This is a genomic window from Ahniella affigens (assembly GCF_003015185.1).
Taxonomy (GTDB): Bacteria; Pseudomonadota; Gammaproteobacteria; order Xanthomonadales; family Ahniellaceae; genus Ahniella; species Ahniella affigens.
In genome coordinates, this window is record NZ_CP027860.1 from 5761320 (window position 1) to 5778686 (window position 17367).

General features: G+C 60.7%; 15 protein-coding genes. 8 read left to right on the forward strand and 7 right to left on the reverse strand.

Annotated features, from left to right (window positions below):
- Positions 1 to 8: 8 nt before the first annotated feature.
- Positions 9 to 437, reverse strand: a complete 429-nt coding sequence (locus tag C7S18_RS22470; protein ID WP_106893682.1) for an OsmC family protein — start codon at positions 435 to 437, stop codon at positions 9 to 11.
- A 316-nt stretch (positions 438 to 753) separates the two neighbouring features.
- Here C7S18_RS22470 and C7S18_RS22475 point away from each other — a divergent pair, with 316 nt between their 5' ends.
- Positions 754 to 3504 carry a M16 family metallopeptidase gene (locus tag C7S18_RS22475; protein WP_170113437.1) on the forward strand — a complete coding sequence of 917 codons (2751 nt, stop codon included), beginning with the start codon at positions 754 to 756 and terminating at the stop codon, positions 3502 to 3504.
- Between the two features lie 155 nt (positions 3505 to 3659).
- Here C7S18_RS22475 and C7S18_RS22480 read toward each other — a convergent pair whose 3' ends face one another.
- Positions 3660 to 4475, reverse strand: a complete 816-nt coding sequence (locus tag C7S18_RS22480; RefSeq protein WP_106893684.1) for a hypothetical protein — start codon at positions 4473 to 4475, stop codon at positions 3660 to 3662.
- A 1233-nt stretch (positions 4476 to 5708) separates the two neighbouring features.
- Positions 5709 to 6110 (reverse strand): hypothetical protein, encoded by a 402-nt coding sequence (locus C7S18_RS22485; RefSeq protein WP_106893685.1) that lies wholly within the window; start codon positions 6108 to 6110, stop codon positions 5709 to 5711.
- 291 nt (positions 6111 to 6401) lie between these two features.
- Here C7S18_RS22485 and C7S18_RS22490 point away from each other — a divergent pair, with 291 nt between their 5' ends.
- Positions 6402 to 6731 (forward strand): DHCW motif cupin fold protein, encoded by a 330-nt coding sequence (locus C7S18_RS22490; RefSeq protein ID WP_106893686.1) that lies wholly within the window; start codon positions 6402 to 6404, stop codon positions 6729 to 6731.
- Positions 6732 to 7091: 360 nt separating this feature from the next.
- Here the strand turns inward: C7S18_RS22490 and C7S18_RS22495 are convergent, their stop codons facing one another.
- Positions 7092 to 7520, reverse strand: a complete 429-nt coding sequence (locus tag C7S18_RS22495; RefSeq protein ID WP_106893687.1) for a hypothetical protein — start codon at positions 7518 to 7520, stop codon at positions 7092 to 7094.
- A 12-nt stretch (positions 7521 to 7532) separates the two neighbouring features.
- Entirely contained in the window at positions 7533 to 8471 is a 939-nt protein-coding gene (locus C7S18_RS22500) for a carbohydrate kinase family protein (RefSeq protein ID WP_106893688.1), read from the reverse strand.
- Between the two features lie 555 nt (positions 8472 to 9026).
- On the opposite strand from C7S18_RS22500, the gene C7S18_RS22505 reads away from it, so the two are divergent.
- The 6 genes from C7S18_RS22505 to C7S18_RS22535 all read left to right on the forward strand — a co-directional run bounded on the left by C7S18_RS22505 (position 9027) and on the right by C7S18_RS22535 (position 14965).
- Positions 9027 to 9539, forward strand: a complete 513-nt coding sequence (locus C7S18_RS22505; protein WP_106893689.1) for a hypothetical protein — start codon at positions 9027 to 9029, stop codon at positions 9537 to 9539.
- 283 nt (positions 9540 to 9822) lie between these two features.
- Complete coding sequence (locus C7S18_RS22510; protein WP_146152074.1) at positions 9823 to 11748, forward strand: choice-of-anchor X domain-containing protein; 1926 nt, start codon at positions 9823 to 9825, stop codon at positions 11746 to 11748.
- Positions 11749 to 12251: 503 nt separating this feature from the next.
- Positions 12252 to 12689 (forward strand): alternative ribosome rescue aminoacyl-tRNA hydrolase ArfB, encoded by a 438-nt coding sequence (gene arfB / locus C7S18_RS22520; RefSeq protein ID WP_106893692.1) that lies wholly within the window; start codon positions 12252 to 12254, stop codon positions 12687 to 12689.
- 155 nt (positions 12690 to 12844) lie between these two features.
- The gene (locus tag C7S18_RS22525) at positions 12845 to 13435 is read left to right on the forward strand and encodes a lysophospholipid acyltransferase family protein (protein WP_106893693.1); all 591 of its coding nucleotides are present in this window, start codon (positions 12845 to 12847) and stop codon (positions 13433 to 13435) included.
- Entirely contained in the window at positions 13425 to 14453 is a 1029-nt protein-coding gene (gene thiL, locus C7S18_RS22530; RefSeq protein WP_240623946.1) for a thiamine-phosphate kinase, read from the forward strand. Before C7S18_RS22525 ends, thiL begins: the two co-directional genes overlap by 11 nt.
- A complete protein-coding gene (locus C7S18_RS22535) occupies positions 14450 to 14965 on the forward strand; it encodes a phosphatidylglycerophosphatase A family protein (protein ID WP_106893694.1) in 516 nt (171 codons plus the stop codon). The genes thiL and C7S18_RS22535 overlap by 4 nt, the downstream gene beginning before the upstream one ends.
- 10 nt (positions 14966 to 14975) lie before the next feature.
- Here the strand turns inward: C7S18_RS22535 and C7S18_RS22540 are convergent, their stop codons facing one another.
- Positions 14976 to 16235, reverse strand: a complete 1260-nt coding sequence (locus C7S18_RS22540) for a hypothetical protein (RefSeq protein ID WP_106893695.1) — start codon at positions 16233 to 16235, stop codon at positions 14976 to 14978.
- A 306-nt stretch (positions 16236 to 16541) separates the two neighbouring features.
- Positions 16542 to 17270 (reverse strand): DsbC family protein, encoded by a 729-nt coding sequence (locus C7S18_RS22545; RefSeq protein ID WP_106893696.1) that lies wholly within the window; start codon positions 17268 to 17270, stop codon positions 16542 to 16544.
- Between the last annotated feature and the right edge of the window lie 97 nt (positions 17271 to 17367).

Below are 17367 nucleotides of genomic sequence, written 5' to 3' on the forward strand. Positions count from 1 at the left end.
GCGTGGGGCTACTTCAGCGCCGCGTCGAGCGTAATCTCGCAACCGGCGAGCGCCTTCGACACCGGGCAATTCTCTTTCGCGAACAAGGCCAGTTCGGCGAACTTTTCGGGCGTGATGCCTGGCACTTCAGCGCGCATGATCAAATCGATCTTCGGAATCGTGAAGCCAGCGCCGCCAGGCACCAGATGCACGCGGGCTTCGGTATCGATCCGCGTCGCGGTAAAGCCGTTCTTGCCGAGCGTCGCCGAGAACGCCATCGAAAAACAGCCTGCATGGGCGCCGGCAATCATTTCCTCTGGATTGGTGCCGCCGGTGCCGTCCTGCGAGCGGCCGCGAAAGTCATACGGGCCTTTGAACGCGCCGCTTTCAAAAGCAATCTCACCCTTACCTTCCATCACATTGCCTTGCCAAACCGCATTCGCCTTGCGAACAGCCATGGTCGTCTCCCAGGTTGGTGGAACCCGGAGTGTGCGCAAAATTGGCCGAGCTGCCAAGTTGCCCGGCGACAGAATTGGGATGCCCGAGGGGCATTTCCGTGGGGAACTCGTGACTTTCGCATGCTGTCAACGACCCTGGACTCTGCGTAAGATGGCGCCCTTGCCTCGGGCGATGCGCCGGACCGGCAGGGCAATCGGCAGGTGTCACCGGGATGTGAACGGCCGATCAGTCACGCTTCATCTCCAACATTCCATCGCCAGGAAACGGCCGGACTGCCGCTCTGGCGACCACCAATCGCTCACCATTTGGATCGACATGAAACCACTGCCGTTACTTGCCGGCCTGTTGCTGGCCCTGCCGTTCGCTGCCGTCGCCAAGGCACCTTCCAATCCGTCGGCTCCGATCGACATTCCGGCCGAGACCTTCAAGCTCGACAACGGCCTGACCGTGATCGTGCACACCGATCGCAAAGCGCCGATCGTGGCGGTGAACCTCTGGTATCACGTCGGCTCGAAGAACGAGCGTCCCGGCCGCACCGGCTTTGCCCACTTGTTCGAACACCTGATGTTCCAAGGCAGTGAGCACAACAAAGGCGAGTTCATTTCGCCACTCGAAGCGCTTGGTGCAACAGACTTGAACGGCACGACCGATTTTGATCGCACCAACTACTTCGAAAATATCCCAACCACCGCGCTCGATACGACGCTGTGGCTGGAATCCGACCGCATGGGCCATCTGCTCGGCGCGATCGACCAGAAAGTGCTCGACGAGCAACGCGGCGTCGTGCAGAACGAAAAGCGCGAGGGCGACAACTCGCCCTATGGCAAGACGTTCGAAAGCATGCTGATGGGCTTGTTCCCTGAAGGCCACCCCTATCGCTGGGAAATCATCGGCTCGATGGATGACTTGAATGCTGCGACGCTTACCGACGTCAAGCATTGGTTCGAAACGTGGTACGGCCCCGCGAATACCGTACTGGTGCTTGCTGGCGACATCGATGTGCCCACCGCCAAAGAAAAGGTCACAAAGTACTTTGGCGATATTCCGCCAGGCCCTGCGCACACGCGCCTGAAGTCCTACGTGCCAGAGCTTGCTGCAAACAAGCGCGAACTGATGCACGACCGCGTGGGCTTGGCGCGCGTGATGCGCGCCTGGACGGTGCCGGGCGTCGGCGGCAAGACGGCCGAGGAGCTCGGGCTTGCGGCACGCATCTTGGGCGGCAGCAAGACCTCCCGTTTGAACAAGCGACTCGTGCTCGATGAGCAGGTGGCCGCCAGTGTCGCCGTGTATTACTACCCGCTCGAAATTGCCGGATTGTTTGTGGTGCAAGCCGATGCCAAGCCGGGCGTAGAAATCGCGCAACTCGAAGCCATGATCGATGCCGAACTCGCCCGCTTCCTGAAAGACGGCCCGACCGCCGAAGAAGTGAAGCGCTCGCAGTCGGTGATCCAAGCTTCGGTGATCCGCGGCGCTGAGCGCATTGGCGGATTTGGTGGCAAGGCCGACATTCTGGCGGAATGCTTCACTTACACCGGCAACCCGCACTGCTATCGCGAGTCGCTGTCCAACCTCGCCACCGCAACGCCGGCGTCTATTGCCGCGCAGGCAAGACAATGGCTCAGCCGTCCGAACTACACGTTGGAAGTGCAACCGTTCCCGGACTACAAGCCCACCGCGTCCACGGTCGATCGCAAAGCCGGAGTCCCGGCCACTACGGCGTTCCCGGATCTCGCCTTCCCGAATATTCAACGCGGGCAACTGGCCAATGGCGTGCCCGTGGTGCTCGCCGAACGTCACGAAACGCCGGTCGTGCAAGTGCGCTTCATGTTTGACGCTGGTTATGCGGCCGACTTCGGGCGCAAGCTTGGCACTGCCGGGTTCACGCTCGGCATGCTGGATGAAGGAACCGGCAAGCGCAATGCCGTGCAGATTGCCGAAGAGGCCGAGCTGCTCGGTGCGCAATTTGGTACCTACTCGTCGCTCGATGCATCGGGCCTTGGTCTGTCGGCGCTGAGTCAAAATCTGCAGCCGTCGTTGAATCTCGTTGCCGACTTGCTGATGAATCCGAGCTTTCCGAGCAAGGAGATGGAACGGGTCCGCGGGCAATGGCTCGCCAATCTGGAGCAGGAAAAGAAGGAGCCGAATTCGCAGGCCATGCGCGTGCTGCCGCCGCTGATCTATGGCGATCAGCATCCCTACGGCATTCCGTTGACGGGCAGTGGCACCGAAGCCTCGATCAAGAGCATCTCGGCCGACGATATGCGCGCGTTCCATCGCGACTTCGTCCGCCCCGACAATCTGACGATTGTGGTCGTTGGTGATACCGACATGGCGGCGATCACGGCGGCGTTGAACGAGGCAGTCGGGAGCTGGAAGCCGGCAGCATCGGCACGTCCGACCAAGTCCCTGCCCACTGTCGAGCGGCCAAAAGCTGCGCGTGTGTTTCTGATCGATAAACCGAATGCCGAGCAAAGCCTGATCCTGGCCGGTGAGACCTTGCCGCCGGCGTCGGCTCCGGATTACTTGCAAACAAACACGGCGATCTCTGCGTTTGGGGGCCTGTTCAGTGCACGCCTGAACATGAACCTGCGCGAAGACAAACATTGGGCTTACGGCGCCTATGCCTGGGCCGGCCCCGCTCGCGGCCAACGCCTGATGTCAGCCAGCGCCGGGGTGCAATCCGACAAGACGATTGAGTCGCTGCAGGAAATGCAACGTGAGTTTGTCGAACTCGTCAGCACGCGCGAAATCACCGCCGACGAGTTGCAGTCGGTCATCAATAACGACGTGCGCAGTCTGCCGGGTTACTACGAAACATCAGGCGCCGTGACGGCTGAAATCTCCAACATGGTGTTGTTCGGTCGCCCGGACGATTACGTCCGCACGATGAAGGCGCGGACCGAAGCGCAAACGCTGGAGCAGGTGCGCCAAGCGGCCAAGCAGCACATTGATCCGAATGCCCTGACCTGGGTCATCGTTGGCGATCTCAAAAAGATTGAGGCCGGGATTCGCGCCCTGAAACTCGGTGAGGTTCAGGTGATCGATCCGGACGCCAGCACGCACTGATTCCGCGCGTTCCAAACCATGCACCAAGACATCGCCGCCGCTCAGGCGGCGATGTCATTTTGGGCGTGCGGCACCGACGCGTCCGCCATGCCCCGATCGGCGGTCCGAAGCCCGATCCCGGCAACGTGCCATCGTTGCAAGCCTGATGCCGACACTCAGGCGCCGTCCGATTGCCCGGCCCGCAGCTGATCATGCAAGGCCGCGCCTTCGGAATCCGATAGCCGAATCAACGTCTGCGAGTCTTCACTGCCGGTGGCCAGATAGTCGTAGTCGACTTTGTACCAATAGTAGCGACCGCACTCCGGACACTGGTCCAACTCCGGGCCCCGCGTTTGGCCCGGTTGCAGGTCACCCAAATTGGTCAGCTTGCCCGCGGCAGCTGGAAGGTGTGTGTCCTCGGACTCTCGACCGATCTTTTGCATCGCCGTCTGATGATCAAGGAGCTGGCTGCAGATCGAACACGCGCTGACTGGTTTCCGCACCGGCTCTGGTGCCACCAGTTGCACGCGCGGCGCGGCTTTGGGCGGCGGCGCCGCGGCGCTGCCCGCAGGCCGCGCTGCGGCGGCGCGCTCGCGTGCGTAGCGCATCAGCTCGGTATAGTTCTTCAGGGTCAACGGATACAGCCGGACTCGGCCGCTGCGAAACTTCAGGTCGATGTGGTTTAGTACCTGCCCGCCGGTCTTCGAGAAATAGTAGCCCTCGACCTCTTGCTCAAACTCTGACCACGGCAATTGCCGGCCGTCACGTCTCACGGCGCCGACCAGGTTCAGTTCGCGGATGGACTCAGAGAGGCTCCACCAGATCAGCGCTGCCCAAATCGAAATGAAACCAAGACCGCCAGCGATGATCATCCATTCGAATCGCTGCAGGCCAATCACGACGAATGTGCCGCCGAAGAATACGAACAGCGCCCCGACACAGCCATGGCGCACATAGAAGTCTTTCTGAAGCTCCGCCCGCAGAATATTCATGTCGTCTGCTCCTGGTTCCACATCGCGATTTCAGCCGGTTGCAGCGTGCCGAGCAAGTCTCGGTGCAAGTCCTGGCGGAGCCGGGCGCGGCACTTGCACCGAGCACGCTGCACATTGGGGCCGTGAGTATTGCTGGCGGCAGCGCTCCCATTGAGCGTGGTATGGCCTCGGCTTCTGCTGCGCAGCGGAGCGAAGCCCAGAGCGCTCGGAGTTGCTCGCCGCACATCCGATCCCCCTATTGTCGTCACCTCGGACTTGATCCGGGGTCTACACAAACGTCCCGTTGTCAAAGCGAGGGCAGCGGGGTGATGAGCGCCGCTTTATCGACGAATCACGAATGCCGGCACCAATTCGCAAGACTTGCCGGGATTCCGGCCTGCCCGACTGTGTGGAAGTGTTCCACAATAGAAGACTCAATTTGAATTTAGCGCTATCGCAAGCAGTCTCAAGCCTTTACAAGCATTGCGTATCCCCGGACGGCGTCAGCCGCGCCTCGCGGTAACAGACCCTATTGTCGTCATCCTGGCGCAGCCGGGATCCAGGGCAATCTTGCGTCAAACGATCGATCTTGCTCGCAGTGCGCCAGTGTTGCGAGCACGCCGCAAGATCGCACTGGATCCCGGAATCCGCTGCGCGGATTCCAGGATGACGACAATACAGAGCGGGATTGCTCGCCGCACAACCGATGCCCCAATTGTCGTCACCCCGGCGCAGGCCGGGGGCGAGGCAAACTTGCTGCTGAGCACGCTCCGGAGCGACGCCCATGGCGGTCGGAATTGCTCGCCGCACAACCGATGCCCCTATTGTCGTCACCCCGGACTTGATCCGGGGTGAGGTTCGAAGTTCCCCCCAAGGGAATGGAGCGCGCCGCAAAACGATGCCGATGCAACAGCACGAACGACGCCACGCTCTTTGTCGAAGCCACCAAATAGGCGGGTTCCAACCACGAGTCCAGCACGCAATCCTCAGACACGTCCATTTCGTCGGAATGTCACCCGCCCCGAGTTCAGATCGATCGCTTGACCCAGTGGACCGTTCGCGCTTCCATCCATATCCCGGAGCCAAGTAAGCGCGTCTGCTCCCGCATTCGGCCCATCGGTTTCAATCAGATCGACGCGTTTGGCGGAGTGAACGCATGGCAAAATTCGATCAACACAGCATCTTGCAAACCCGCTACTTGCGTCATTCGCCGGCCTCATCGAGCAATGCGCCGCTCCCGATGGGCGCCAAACCCTAGGGCTGATCCAGATGCCAGCGAATCAACATGCATGCCAGCTCCTTGCCCTCGACCGTCCCGCCGCAAGATGGTGGGAGACCCTTTCTGCCGAGGCCAAGCGCGAGCTCGAATTGCTTTGGTCCGACCGTGCCGAGAGTTGCCGATTCGCATGCGACGATGGCGAGTGGAAGGAATTGCCGATCGTTGTTGGCGCCGTGTATTTCCCGGACGAAGATGAAGATGCTGCTGTCGAAGGCGAAGACTGGAATCGGGATCTCTATGAGTATCTGATCAATCACCCCGAACTCGCGCTGATCGAACATGGCATCGTTCATCATATTTGCACGCGCCACCCAGAGGCGAGGCGGGTTCTGCGGCAAGGCGTCATACCTAAAGACTTCAAGTGCCAGCTTGATCACGATGCGTGCCCCATGCGGACGCTGCTTGCAGTCAAGCCCGGCTTTGACCTTCGCCTAGTTCCGATAGTGGTTGAAACGAAGGCTGACCCCTCCGTCACGATGCATGTCAACAGAGCTCGCCCCGACACGCCGGCGGGGGTCGCTAATCTCGAAACGTCGTGTTTTCCTTGGCCTCGCCTTCACGCACTGGAACCCTGATCGCGCTGGCGCCACCATGAATCGACCTTCCGTAGCGAGCAAGAAACGAATGTCCCGCCCCAGTGCACCAACAACTATTCCGAGAAACCAATCATGAAGATGGAAGGCATACCCTTTGGGACGACCGACTGGACGTCGATTCCTCGCACCGAGCACCAAGGAATCACCGGAGTTGCCTATTGGCGCACGGCGCACTTCGGGAGCATTCGAGTCCGCATGATCGAGTACTCAGCGGGCTACGACGCCGACCACTGGTGTTCCAAAGGCCACATTCTGCTGTGCTTGAGCGGCGAACTGGAAACGGAACTCGAAGACGGCCGCAGATTCATTCTCAAGCCGGGCATGAGCTACCAAGTCGCGGACGGCGCGGAACCGCACCGTTCCCGAACCGAAATCGGCGCCACACTGTTCATTGTCGATTGACGGCAATGCGTGTGAGCCTGTGAGGGCACTGCTACCTAACACCGCCTTCAAGCGAACTCGCAACAGCGCTCGCCAGCTCGCCTCGAGTTGGTCGATCACTAGCAACCTTCAACGCGAGCATCGAAGTTCCACGGCGCTTACAAGCGGCAGCGCAGCCCCCATCTTGAATACGACATCACTGGGCATTCGATCGGCGCGAATCACCACCCGTCGCACGTCTCTGGCGGCGTTGCCTACCCTGCGTGATCGTCAGCCAACAAAGTGGGCCTTCAATGCGGCACGAGGCCGAGGAACCTACCGCGCTGACCTAACAGGTTCGCTCGCTGCGCCCCATCGTCGGAGCGAGTGTCCTTCGGCCCCTCACTTCCGCACCACCAAATCAAACACCAGCCCAGCCAACACGCCAATAAACGCCGCCATCAGCAATCCGCCGGCAAACGTGCTGTAGGCAATGCCGACCATCAGGCCGGCACTGACGCCGGCGACAAAACGGACTTTGTGCACGGTGCGGTGCTCGCGACGCCAGGCGGATTCTTTGAACACGGCGAAGGCGAGCAGGATGGCGACGACGGTGAAGAGGTGGCGCCAGAACACGCCGGGTTGGAACCACGCGAAGTCGCCGAGTGCGAGTCGGAGTAAGCCGCCGATCAGGGTGACGGCGACCAAGGCGACGACAATCCAACCCGAGACCCAAGGCAGGTTCAATCGGACGCCGCGAGCTTCGGGTGCCTGGGGTGCCAGATGGCGGCGCCGTTCAGCGCGGTTGTCTCGGGTTCGAATGCGGCGCATGACGTCGTCGGTCTACAGCGCGAGCGCGTAGCCGAACTGCTGGCGGAACTGGTCGGCAAACTGCTCGTAGTTGAAGCGCTGGTTCTGGGTGCCGTGATGTTCGATCTTCAGGGCGCCCATCAGGCTCGCAATGCGGCCCGTGGTGGCGAAGTCGCAGCCGTGCATCAGGCCGAAGATCAGGCCAGCGCGGAAGGCATCGCCGCAGCCAGTTGGGTCGACGACGCGGACTGGGTTCGCGGCAGGAATCTCGAACGTCTGTTCCTTTGTGTGAATCTGCGCGCCTTTCGGGCCGCGCGTCACGATGTACGCCTTCACGCGGCTCGCGATCTCGGCCTCGGTCCAGCCGGTGCGTTCGGCGAGCAGGTTTGACTCGTAGTCGTTCACGGTCACGTAATCGGCGAGTTCGATGAACGCGCGGAATTCGTCCCCATTGAACAGCGGCATGGCCTGGCCCGGGTCAAAGATGAATGGAATGCCGAGGTCGGCGAAGTCGCGGGCATGATTCAACATGGCGTCGCGGCCATCGGGTGCGACGATGCCGAATTTCACGCCGGCCACATCGCGCACGCTGGCCTCATGCGAGCGCATCATCGCGCCCGGATGAAACGCGGTGATCTGGTTGTCGTCCAGGTCGGTCGTGATGAACGCCTGGGCGGTGTACAGGTCTTTGATCTCGCGGACTTGGTCCAGGCGAATGCCGCAGGATTCGAAATACTCGCGGTACGGGCCAAAGTCCTGGCCGACGGCGGCCATCGGAATGGGTTCGCCACCGAGCAGCTTCAGGTTGTAGGCAATATTGCCAGCGCAGCCGCCGAATTCGCGACGCATCCGCGGCACCAGGAAGGCCACATTGAGGATGTGCACCTTGTCCGGCAGGATGTGGTTCTTGAACTGGTCCTGGAAGACCATGATGGTGTCGTAGGCGAGCGAGCCGCAAATCAGCGCTGACATGCTTATTCCTTGCTTTCTTTGGTCAAAACGGCGGCATGTTGGCGAGGTACGCCGCTAAAGGCAAGGAATTTGCGCGGTGGGTGGGCTGAAGTGGGTCGCTATTGCGGTCGGTAGGCCTTGTGGATGTACTCAAGTGGCGCTGATGCGTGCGTCAGACCGTTGGCGGCAATGCTTGATTTTGGCGATGGTGCGCTGTCGCAAGGAACCCTCTCCCCAGCCCTCTCCCACTCGCGTGGAGGGGCGGGTCGTCCCTGTGGCGCGCTTATTCGCGCATCAAACTATCAGTGACGATGCGCGATTTTCACGACGGTGCAGTGCGGCAAGTAGCCCTCTCCCCAGCCCTCTCCCACTCGCGTGGGAGAGGGAGCGCTCCCTCCCCCGCGATCGCGGGGGAGGGTCGGGGAGGGGGTTACTTGCGATCAGATAGGCCATTTCGCATGGATTGCGGCAATTCAACAGAACCTTGGTTTGCGGCTTGTTCCATAAGCCGGCCTTCCGGCAAGAGCGCGGTCTGCATCGCACTTCGGCGGCGCAGACAACGAGTAGACTCCGAGGATGTCGACGCTCCGCCCTTACTTGCTGGCCCTTCTGATCCTGTGCAGCGTATTGCTGCCGGGCGCGCAGACCTTGGCGGGGCCAGTCAATTGCGACGACCTGAGTGCCGTCCCGATCGATTTTTCGGTGGACTTCGAAACCGAGGTCCAGCCCATTTTCACGGGTGGCTGCGCGAACTGCCACGTGGAGTCCACCTTTCCGCTCGGTGGCCTCAGGCTCGACGCGGGAAAATCGTGGTTTGAATTGGTCAACCAGCCCAGCTCGCAGTTCGCGAACATTCTGCGTGTGCAGCCGGGATCGGCCGCACAGAGCCTCCTGTTTCGGAAGATCAACTGTGCTGACCCGGCGTTGCCGCCGACCTATCCGAATCTCGGCGATCGCATGCCGCAGAGCCGCGAGCCGCTCACACTGGAGAATCAGGCACGGATTTACGACTGGATCCAGCAAGGTGCCTTGGCGACCCCGGCGGTGCCCGATTTAATCAGCAAAGCAGAGTTTGAAACGCGCGGCTGAGCGCCGGGCGCAGTCGTAAGCTACTGATTTTATGAACACTCGGGGGGCCGCATCGCATGAATCCGGGATTCAAACGAACGTTTGTTGCCGTGCAGCGTGCAATTTGTTTGTGACTTAGTTCACAATGTCACCGCGCTTGACACTGTGTGCCGCCAGCGATGGGAATCGCGAGGCCGGCGCGCCGTGCCGAACCAGGCAAGCAGGCGCCAAAAACCACGCTCGTCATACGGTCTGGTCGCGTATGGCTCAAATTTGTCTACCAACGTGACCTGGGAGGGTTTTCGTGCGTACCAATCGTCTTCGTTTTGCGGTGGCTGCCGCGCTTGTGATCGGATCTCCGCTGGCTCTGGCTGACGGCATTGTTGCCAAGCAGCTGGCTGGTCCTGCCAGTGAATTCGCCACCATGGCGCCGATTGACCCGATCGCTGCTGCCGTGCATTCAAAGACCGCACTGATTCCGGTCACGCTCGATAAGCGCGGTGGTGCGTTCGGCACCAGCCTCCGTCTGCCCATCGAAGGCGACGATGTGCAAGTGCTGGTGTTCGACGGTCAGCGCAATTGGTCGGTGCAGATGCAGGATCAGCTCGGCAAGCGCGCTGACTTGGCGTCCCGCCTCGCCACCGAAACCGAAAACGAGAGCTACGGTCTGGCCGGCGATGAGTTCAAAGCCAAGCGCTATCGCCTGCAGGGTTTGGAGCAGGGGCAGTGGAATCTGAACATCCAGTCGAACTCGGGTCAGCCTGGCTTCGTGCTGCTGTCGGGTGGCGGTTCTGAGCGCCTGATGGCTTATCCGACGAGTAACACGGCGAAGCGCCTTGGCAATGTCGGCTTGGTTGCCGCTATGTACGATGAGCAGCAAGAAGCCTTTGCCGGCCAGGTCACGAGCGCGAAACTCCGCGTCACTGATCCAAAGGGCCAGATCAGCGAATTCGGCATGTTCGACGATGGCCTGCACCAAGATGGCATCGCTGGTGACGGTATTTTTGGCGCCGATTTCCAAGCGAAGCTCGGCGGCGAATACAAAGCCCAGGTCATGATGGGCGGCATCAACGCTGCTGGTCGCGAATTCATGCGCACCACTGAACATCTGCTGCCGGTGCTCAACGATGCGATGCGCATCACGTCTCTGAACACAGTCAGCGCGAAAGCAGCGGGTAATGATCGGCTGGCGTTCTCACTGCAACTCGCCGATGCGGTGGAAGGCAGCCACTACCGCGCTTACGCGCAGGTCTGGGGTCGCGGCCTCGATGGCAAGTCGATGGTGCCGGTGTCTTGGATCGGCGGCATGGTCGACGTCAAGAACAGTGCGCTCGATCTGAACTTCGATTCGCGCTGGGCCAGCTATGCGAAGGCCAAGGCACCGTTCGAACTGCGCGATGTCCGCCTGGAGAACCCGGATTACTTCATGACGGTGGCCGAAGCCAAGCGTTTGGAAGTCGTCGGCGCGCAGAATTTGATGAAGGCTCGCCCAGCACCGGTCACGTCGATCACCGACGAGATGCGCATGGGTCCGAAGCCGGCCAGCCTCGCAACTCAGGGCAAGGGCGTTGGCACCAAGCTCCTGCTCGTGCACGGCTATTGCTCCGGCAACGCCTGGGGCCCGGTTGCTGGTCAGTTCGCAAACTCGGCGGTGTTCCAGGACTTCAACCAGAACCGCTCGCATGATGCGTTTGCGCGCCTGATTCAGTCTTTCGGCGCAACGTGGAATTCGTTCGGTGTGGTGGCCCATAGCCAAGGCGGCGCAGCGTCACTGCACCTGTACCACTACTACTGGAGCGGTCTCGACAATGCGACTGGCGCGCGCCTGATCCAGTCGGTCGGCACGCCGTACCAAGGCACCGCGCTGGCTGGCAATGCCGCCGTGCTCGGCAGCATCTTCGGCGTCGGCTGCGGCACGAATGCCAACCTGACGTACAGCGGCGCCAGCTCCTGGCTCGCCGGTATCAGCAACGCTTCGCGTGCCAAGGTCTACTATCACACGACCTCGTTCACCGACCGGTCCTGGGTTTATGACTACTGCAACATTGCGACCGACGTGCTGCTCAGCGATCCGGAAGATGGCACGACCGAGCGGGCGTACGGCCAACTGCCAGGCGCCAACAACCTTGGCCACAAGACGGGCTGGTGCCATACGAGCGGCATGCGTGACCCGGCTCAGGTCACCGACTCGGCACGCAATAGCAATATGAACGGCAACGCAGCGCGCTAAGGAGCCTCTGAACAAGTTCACAGGCGATGCGGGACATGGATGGCCCGCCCAGAATCCAGCACGCAAGTGCTGGATTCTGGGGCACCGAGTCCGGACATGTGCCGGACTCGGTGCGGGTCTGAAAGTCCAGGATGTACTTATTCAGACCCTCCCTAACGCGAACTGCTACGATCGAACCAAATGGGGAGATGGACGCCAACGCCGCCTTCGGGTGGCGTTGTCGTTTCTTGGACTGTGACGAATCGGAAGGCGTAAGAGCGCCGTTCGATGGCGAACTTGCTGAACGCCCGTTTCGGTCGCTGCGAACGCGCTGCAAGATTGCCCTGGATCCCGGAATCCGCTGCGCGGCTTCCAGGATGACGACAGTTGTGGCCCCTTCATGCGCGCCCATTCGAGTCATTCGGACCGGAACGTCCTCGGCTGGCGTTGTCGTTGTTGAATTCGTTGAACGACTGCATTCAACCAACAATCAGCAAGCAGCGCTAAACTGCTCGTTTACCTAAATGCCTGCTGCCATGCTCGACATTCATCCCCGCTGCCAGATTCCCGACGAGGCGCTCACTGAGCGCTTTGTGCGCGCGGCCGGGCCGGGCGGGCAAAACGTCAACAAAGTCTCGACCGCGGTGGAATTGCGCTTTCAGCTTCGCGATTCGCCGCATGTGCCGGACGATGCCAAAGAGCGGCTCCTGGCCAAGTCTGATCGCCGGATCACGAAAGAGGGTGAGATCGTCATCGAGGCCAATCGCTTCCGTACGCAGGACCGCAACCGGCAGGATGCACGCGAACGCTTGATCGGATTCCTGCAATCGGGCTTTGTGGTGGCCAAGGCGCGGATCGCGACGAAACCGTCCAAAGCGGCCAAAGCGCGCCGATTGACCGCCAAGAAGCAGCGTGGCGACGTCAAGAAAACCCGCAGCGACAAGAGCTGGCGCAACGATTGACTCGGTTCAGTCAAACCCCGTCCCAGCGGCTCGCCACCTTGATGAAGCGTGCCGAGACGGCCACGCACGCCGTCGTGTAATGGCTGCAATTTGGCGCAAATTGGCGCGTCTGGCGCGGATTTGCTCAAATAGGCGGATTCCGGAACCGGTTGCACATGTCCAGCAAACCCTTTTTTGAACTGCCACCCAAAGCGCCTCGTGCCCACGGCCGCTTCATTCAGTCTGTGGCGCAGTGGCTGCTTCGGCTTGGCGGCTGGAAGATCGTCGGCAACTTTCCGGATCACTCGCACCTGCTGGTCATCGCTGCGCCGCATTCATCGGCTTGGGATGGCTACTGGGGGTTGGTGATCAAGGTCGCCATTGGTTTGCGGATTCGGTTCATGGCCAAGCGCGAGACGTTCTGGTTTCCGCTTGGCCCGTTGCTGCATTGGCTTGGCGGCATGCCGATTAACCGGGCGAATGCGAACGGCGTGGTCGAGCAAGTCGTCGAGGCGTTTCAGAAACGTCCCACATTCTGGCTCGTGCTCGCGCCCGAGGGCACGCGCCGGCATGTTGAGCGATGGCGAAGCGGCTTCTGGCATATCGCCAAGCGCGCCAACGTGCCGCTTTGTCCGATCTACTTTCACTATCCGGACCGCATTGTTGGCATTGGCGACGTGATTCCGCTGACCGACGATCTGGACGCCGATCTCGAGCGAATCCGTGCCTGGTATCAGCCCTTTCAAGGCAAGAACCGTGGCGTTTGACGACGACACCCAGACCATCCGGCCACTACGCGCTGCCATGCGTGAGTTCGAACTGATCGACTGGATTCGGCAATTGCCTGGGCCATCGCGACCGGACGTGCTGACAGGCATAGGCGATGACGCCGCCGTTCTCTCCGTGCCAGCGGGGTTTGACCTGATCGTCAGCACCGACACGTCGGTGGCCGGCGTGCATTTTCCCCATGGCACCGCGGCCTACGATGTCGGTTGGAAATCGCTCGCCGTGAATCTGTCGGATCTTGCGGCGATGGGTGCGACGCCGGCGTGGGTGAGCCTTGCGCTGACGCTGCCGAAGCTCGACGCCGATTGGCTTAAAGGGTTCTTTGCGGGATTCCAGGCGTTGGCATTGCCGCATCGACTCGCGCTCATTGGCGGCGACACGACGCGTGGCCCTTTGGCGATCACCATCACTATTCACGGCTTCTGTCCGAACGGGCAGGCGGTGCGCCGCCGCGGCGCGCGCGCTGGCGATGCCTTGATCCGCATTGGCCGCCTCGGGCTTGCGGCCGCTGGCCTCCGCTGGCAACTGGCGCGACCGGAGTCTGAGCGCGCGTCGCCGCTCTTGGATCCGTTCGAGCAACAATGCTTGCAAGCGTTGAATCGCCCCGAACCCAAGATCGGCATGGACGCGGTGCTCCGCACTCACGCCAGCGCGCTGATCGATGTGAGTGACGGCTTGCTGGCCGATCTCATGCACGTCGCGCGTAGCAGTGGCGTTGGTGCCAAGGTCGATCTCGATGCGATCGAGGAATTTGGGTGGTTGAGCGAGCACTTTGGCAGTAGTGAGGCTCGCGACATGGTGACGCGCGGTGGCGATGACTACGCGCTGCTGGCCGCGTGCGCACCTGCGCAAGTGGACTTACTCTTAGTCGCTGCCAAGGCGTTGGGCCACGCGGCGTCGGTGATTGGTTGTTTCGAGGCCGAGCCCGGGTGCCGGATTCACCATCATGGCCAAATCGATACCGTCGGCGGCCCCTCTGGATACGAGCACTTCACATGAACACACTGCCCAAGGGCGCCTATCGAAATCCCTGGATCTGGATTGCCAGTGGCCTGGGTTCCGGTCTTAGCCCCAAGGCACCGGGCACCTTCGGCTCGCTTGCCGCTTTGATTCCGTATTTCTGGTTGCGCCAGCACCCGGTCTGGCTGGCCATCGCGATGCCGATAGTGTTCCTGATCGGCATGCTGGCCGCACGCAAGATTCGCGACGTGATCCCGCGCGAAGACCCGGGTTTGCTGGTGCTGGACGAGTGGGTCGGACAATGGCTGACGCTCGCGCCTGCCGTGTGGTTGTGGCCGATGCTTGGGCTATCAGCGTGGCCGCTCTGGTGTGAAATGCTGGTCGGTTTCGTGTTATTCCGCACGTTTGACATCTTGAAACCCTGGCCCGTGTCCTGGGCTGATCGCGAGCTCAGTGGCGGCTTTGGCGCGATGTTCGATGATGCGCTGGCGGGAGTTTATGCGGCGGCGAGCCTGACTACGGTAGCCCTGCTCGCGCAGCGCTGGCTCTGATTCTGGCGCGTCACTCGGGGCGCTTTGAGCGCTTGGGCCTGGTTTCCTTCGCCAAGCTTGCCAGGGTCTTGCACTCAGCACCCTTGATCGGCAATGCATCCACAGGCAAAGCGGAAAAGTGGTTGTCCTGATCGATGCAGAGCAACGTATCTCTCATGCCGGCGAACAGAGCGCTCAACGTCTGAATCGAGAGGCCATCATCACAGAAGTTCACGCGCTCGTTCTTGAAATCGGCGACACCCATATGAAACGTCCCATCAAAAAGGGCCGCTGCACGATTCAAGACATCGAGGGCTGGCACGTTCTGAACACAGACGGATAACGGCTTCAATCGCAGATCTGAAGCCGGCTCCTTGGCCGCACCAAGTGTGATGTAAGCGCTCGGCATGTCACCGTCAGCAAGCGCAAGCGACAACTTGACCTCTTCGCCAGACACGGCAAAACCCTGGTAAATGGCGACTGGCAATGCACCGATTGGATAATCCACATCGTGATGCTCCAACTGGACAGTATAGGACTGGTTGGCGGCCAGGCCGATCCGCAGCAAATTTCCGGAACCGGCAGACTGCGGACGTCCAAGGGCGCAGGTTGTGCTTGTCACTGATGCGCCTTTGGAACTTCGGACGGTAAAGGGAACTACCCGCTCGCACAGCGAAATCTGTGAACGCCCGAAGTAATGGCCGACGTTCGCAATATCGGTCCGGCCGTGCAGCGATTCCAACTCCGTAAACTCGATTAGCGGTTGAAGTCGCCGGGCGCGTTGCATCAGCCTTGAGCGCGTCCACTCAAGGGAGCCATTGCTCACCAGGACCGTAAGCAATTTTCTGCCAGCCTCAGAATCGAGCGCTTCCTCCAGCGTGTGCACCTCGTCCGGGCTTAATTGCTCGTCCAGCAGTTCTTGCACCGCCAATTGCCAGCCTTTCGGACCGTACTGGATGGTCATGGCGACGTTGACGGTATGTTCATCGATCGCACGACGAACACCGTCGTCCAATTTATCGGGATAGCGCCGGTTTGTCTCGCCAATTTCGGTCGCTCGAACATAAGCCTCAAACTTCGGCGCCCAAGATTCATGGAGTGCCGATGCGATCATTTTCGCCAATAGGGTTGGCTCGGCATCCGTTTCCGTGTCCAACGACGCTTCATCCGCGTCCGAATTCAATGATTCATCAGTCGCAGCCTGCGCGGTAAAACCAGCAAACAACAAGCCAAACGCGAGCAAGCCGGTGAGCGCAATCGCAATTGGGCGACTGCCAAGATTCGTGCGCATTCTGATAGTCCTCTTCTGGTGGCATTGGTGCTCGCAAATCTCGGTATCGGCTACGAGGCAAGTCGGCCGCTGTCGGCGAGAACTTGCAACGTCGCACTAAGTCGAGATTCGACAGCCTGTGGCGCGGTGGATCGATCCAAATGGGCCCAAAGCGTGGGTGTATCTGACAATGGATACAAGATACATCGTGCGCGGAATTTCCCACCCCGGAACCACTCGAGCCGGTACCAGGTTAACGGCGCTCAAACAAAAACGCCCCGCACATGGCGGGGCGTTTCTAATGCAACACAAACACGTGCACAGCAATTATTTGCCGAGTGCGACCTTCGTGTTGCTCAGCCGCTCGAACAGGTTCGCGGCCGGGACATACCCGCCAACTTGCGTGCCATCAGCCGTGAACATGGCTGGGGTGCCATTGACGCCGACCTTCTGGCCCAGTTGGTAATCATCGGCAACCGGATTCGCGCAGGTCTTGGTCGGAACTTCCTTGCCGGCCTTGGCATCGGTCATGGCAGCGGCCTTGTCTGCCGCGCACCACACCGAAACCGCCTTGTTGTACGACTCGGAGTTCAGGCCCGCACGCGGGAAGAACAAGTAATCGATCGTGATGCCGAGATCGTTGTACTGCGCGATTTCCTGGTGCAGCTTGCGGCAGTAGCCGCAATCGATGTCGGTGAAGACCGTCACGCGATACTTCTCGTCCTTGGCCTTGAAGCGGATCATCTTGTCAGCCGGAACCTTGGCCAATTCGACCTTGCGCGCATCGGCGCGGCGCTTTTCGGTCAGGTCGGTCTTGTTTGCGATATCAAACACCGAGCCTTGAATCAGATACTTGCCGTCGTCACTGACGTAAATCACCGTGCCGCCGAGCGACACTTCGGTAAAACCAGGCATTGGGGCGTCGGCCAGCGAATCGATCGTGGCATTCGGCACCAGCGACTTGATGGCCGCACGGACCTGCTGTTCGTCGGCGTGGGCGCTGGTGGCGGAAAGGGCGCCAGCGAACGCCAGCGTCAGAGCAACAGTACGGAGCATGAATCACCTTGATCGTAAGAATCGGGAGCGAGCCATCCTTGGCTCTGAGGGGGCGAGAGTCCAGCTCGACAATGCGCTCTGGTAAACACCGGCAGGC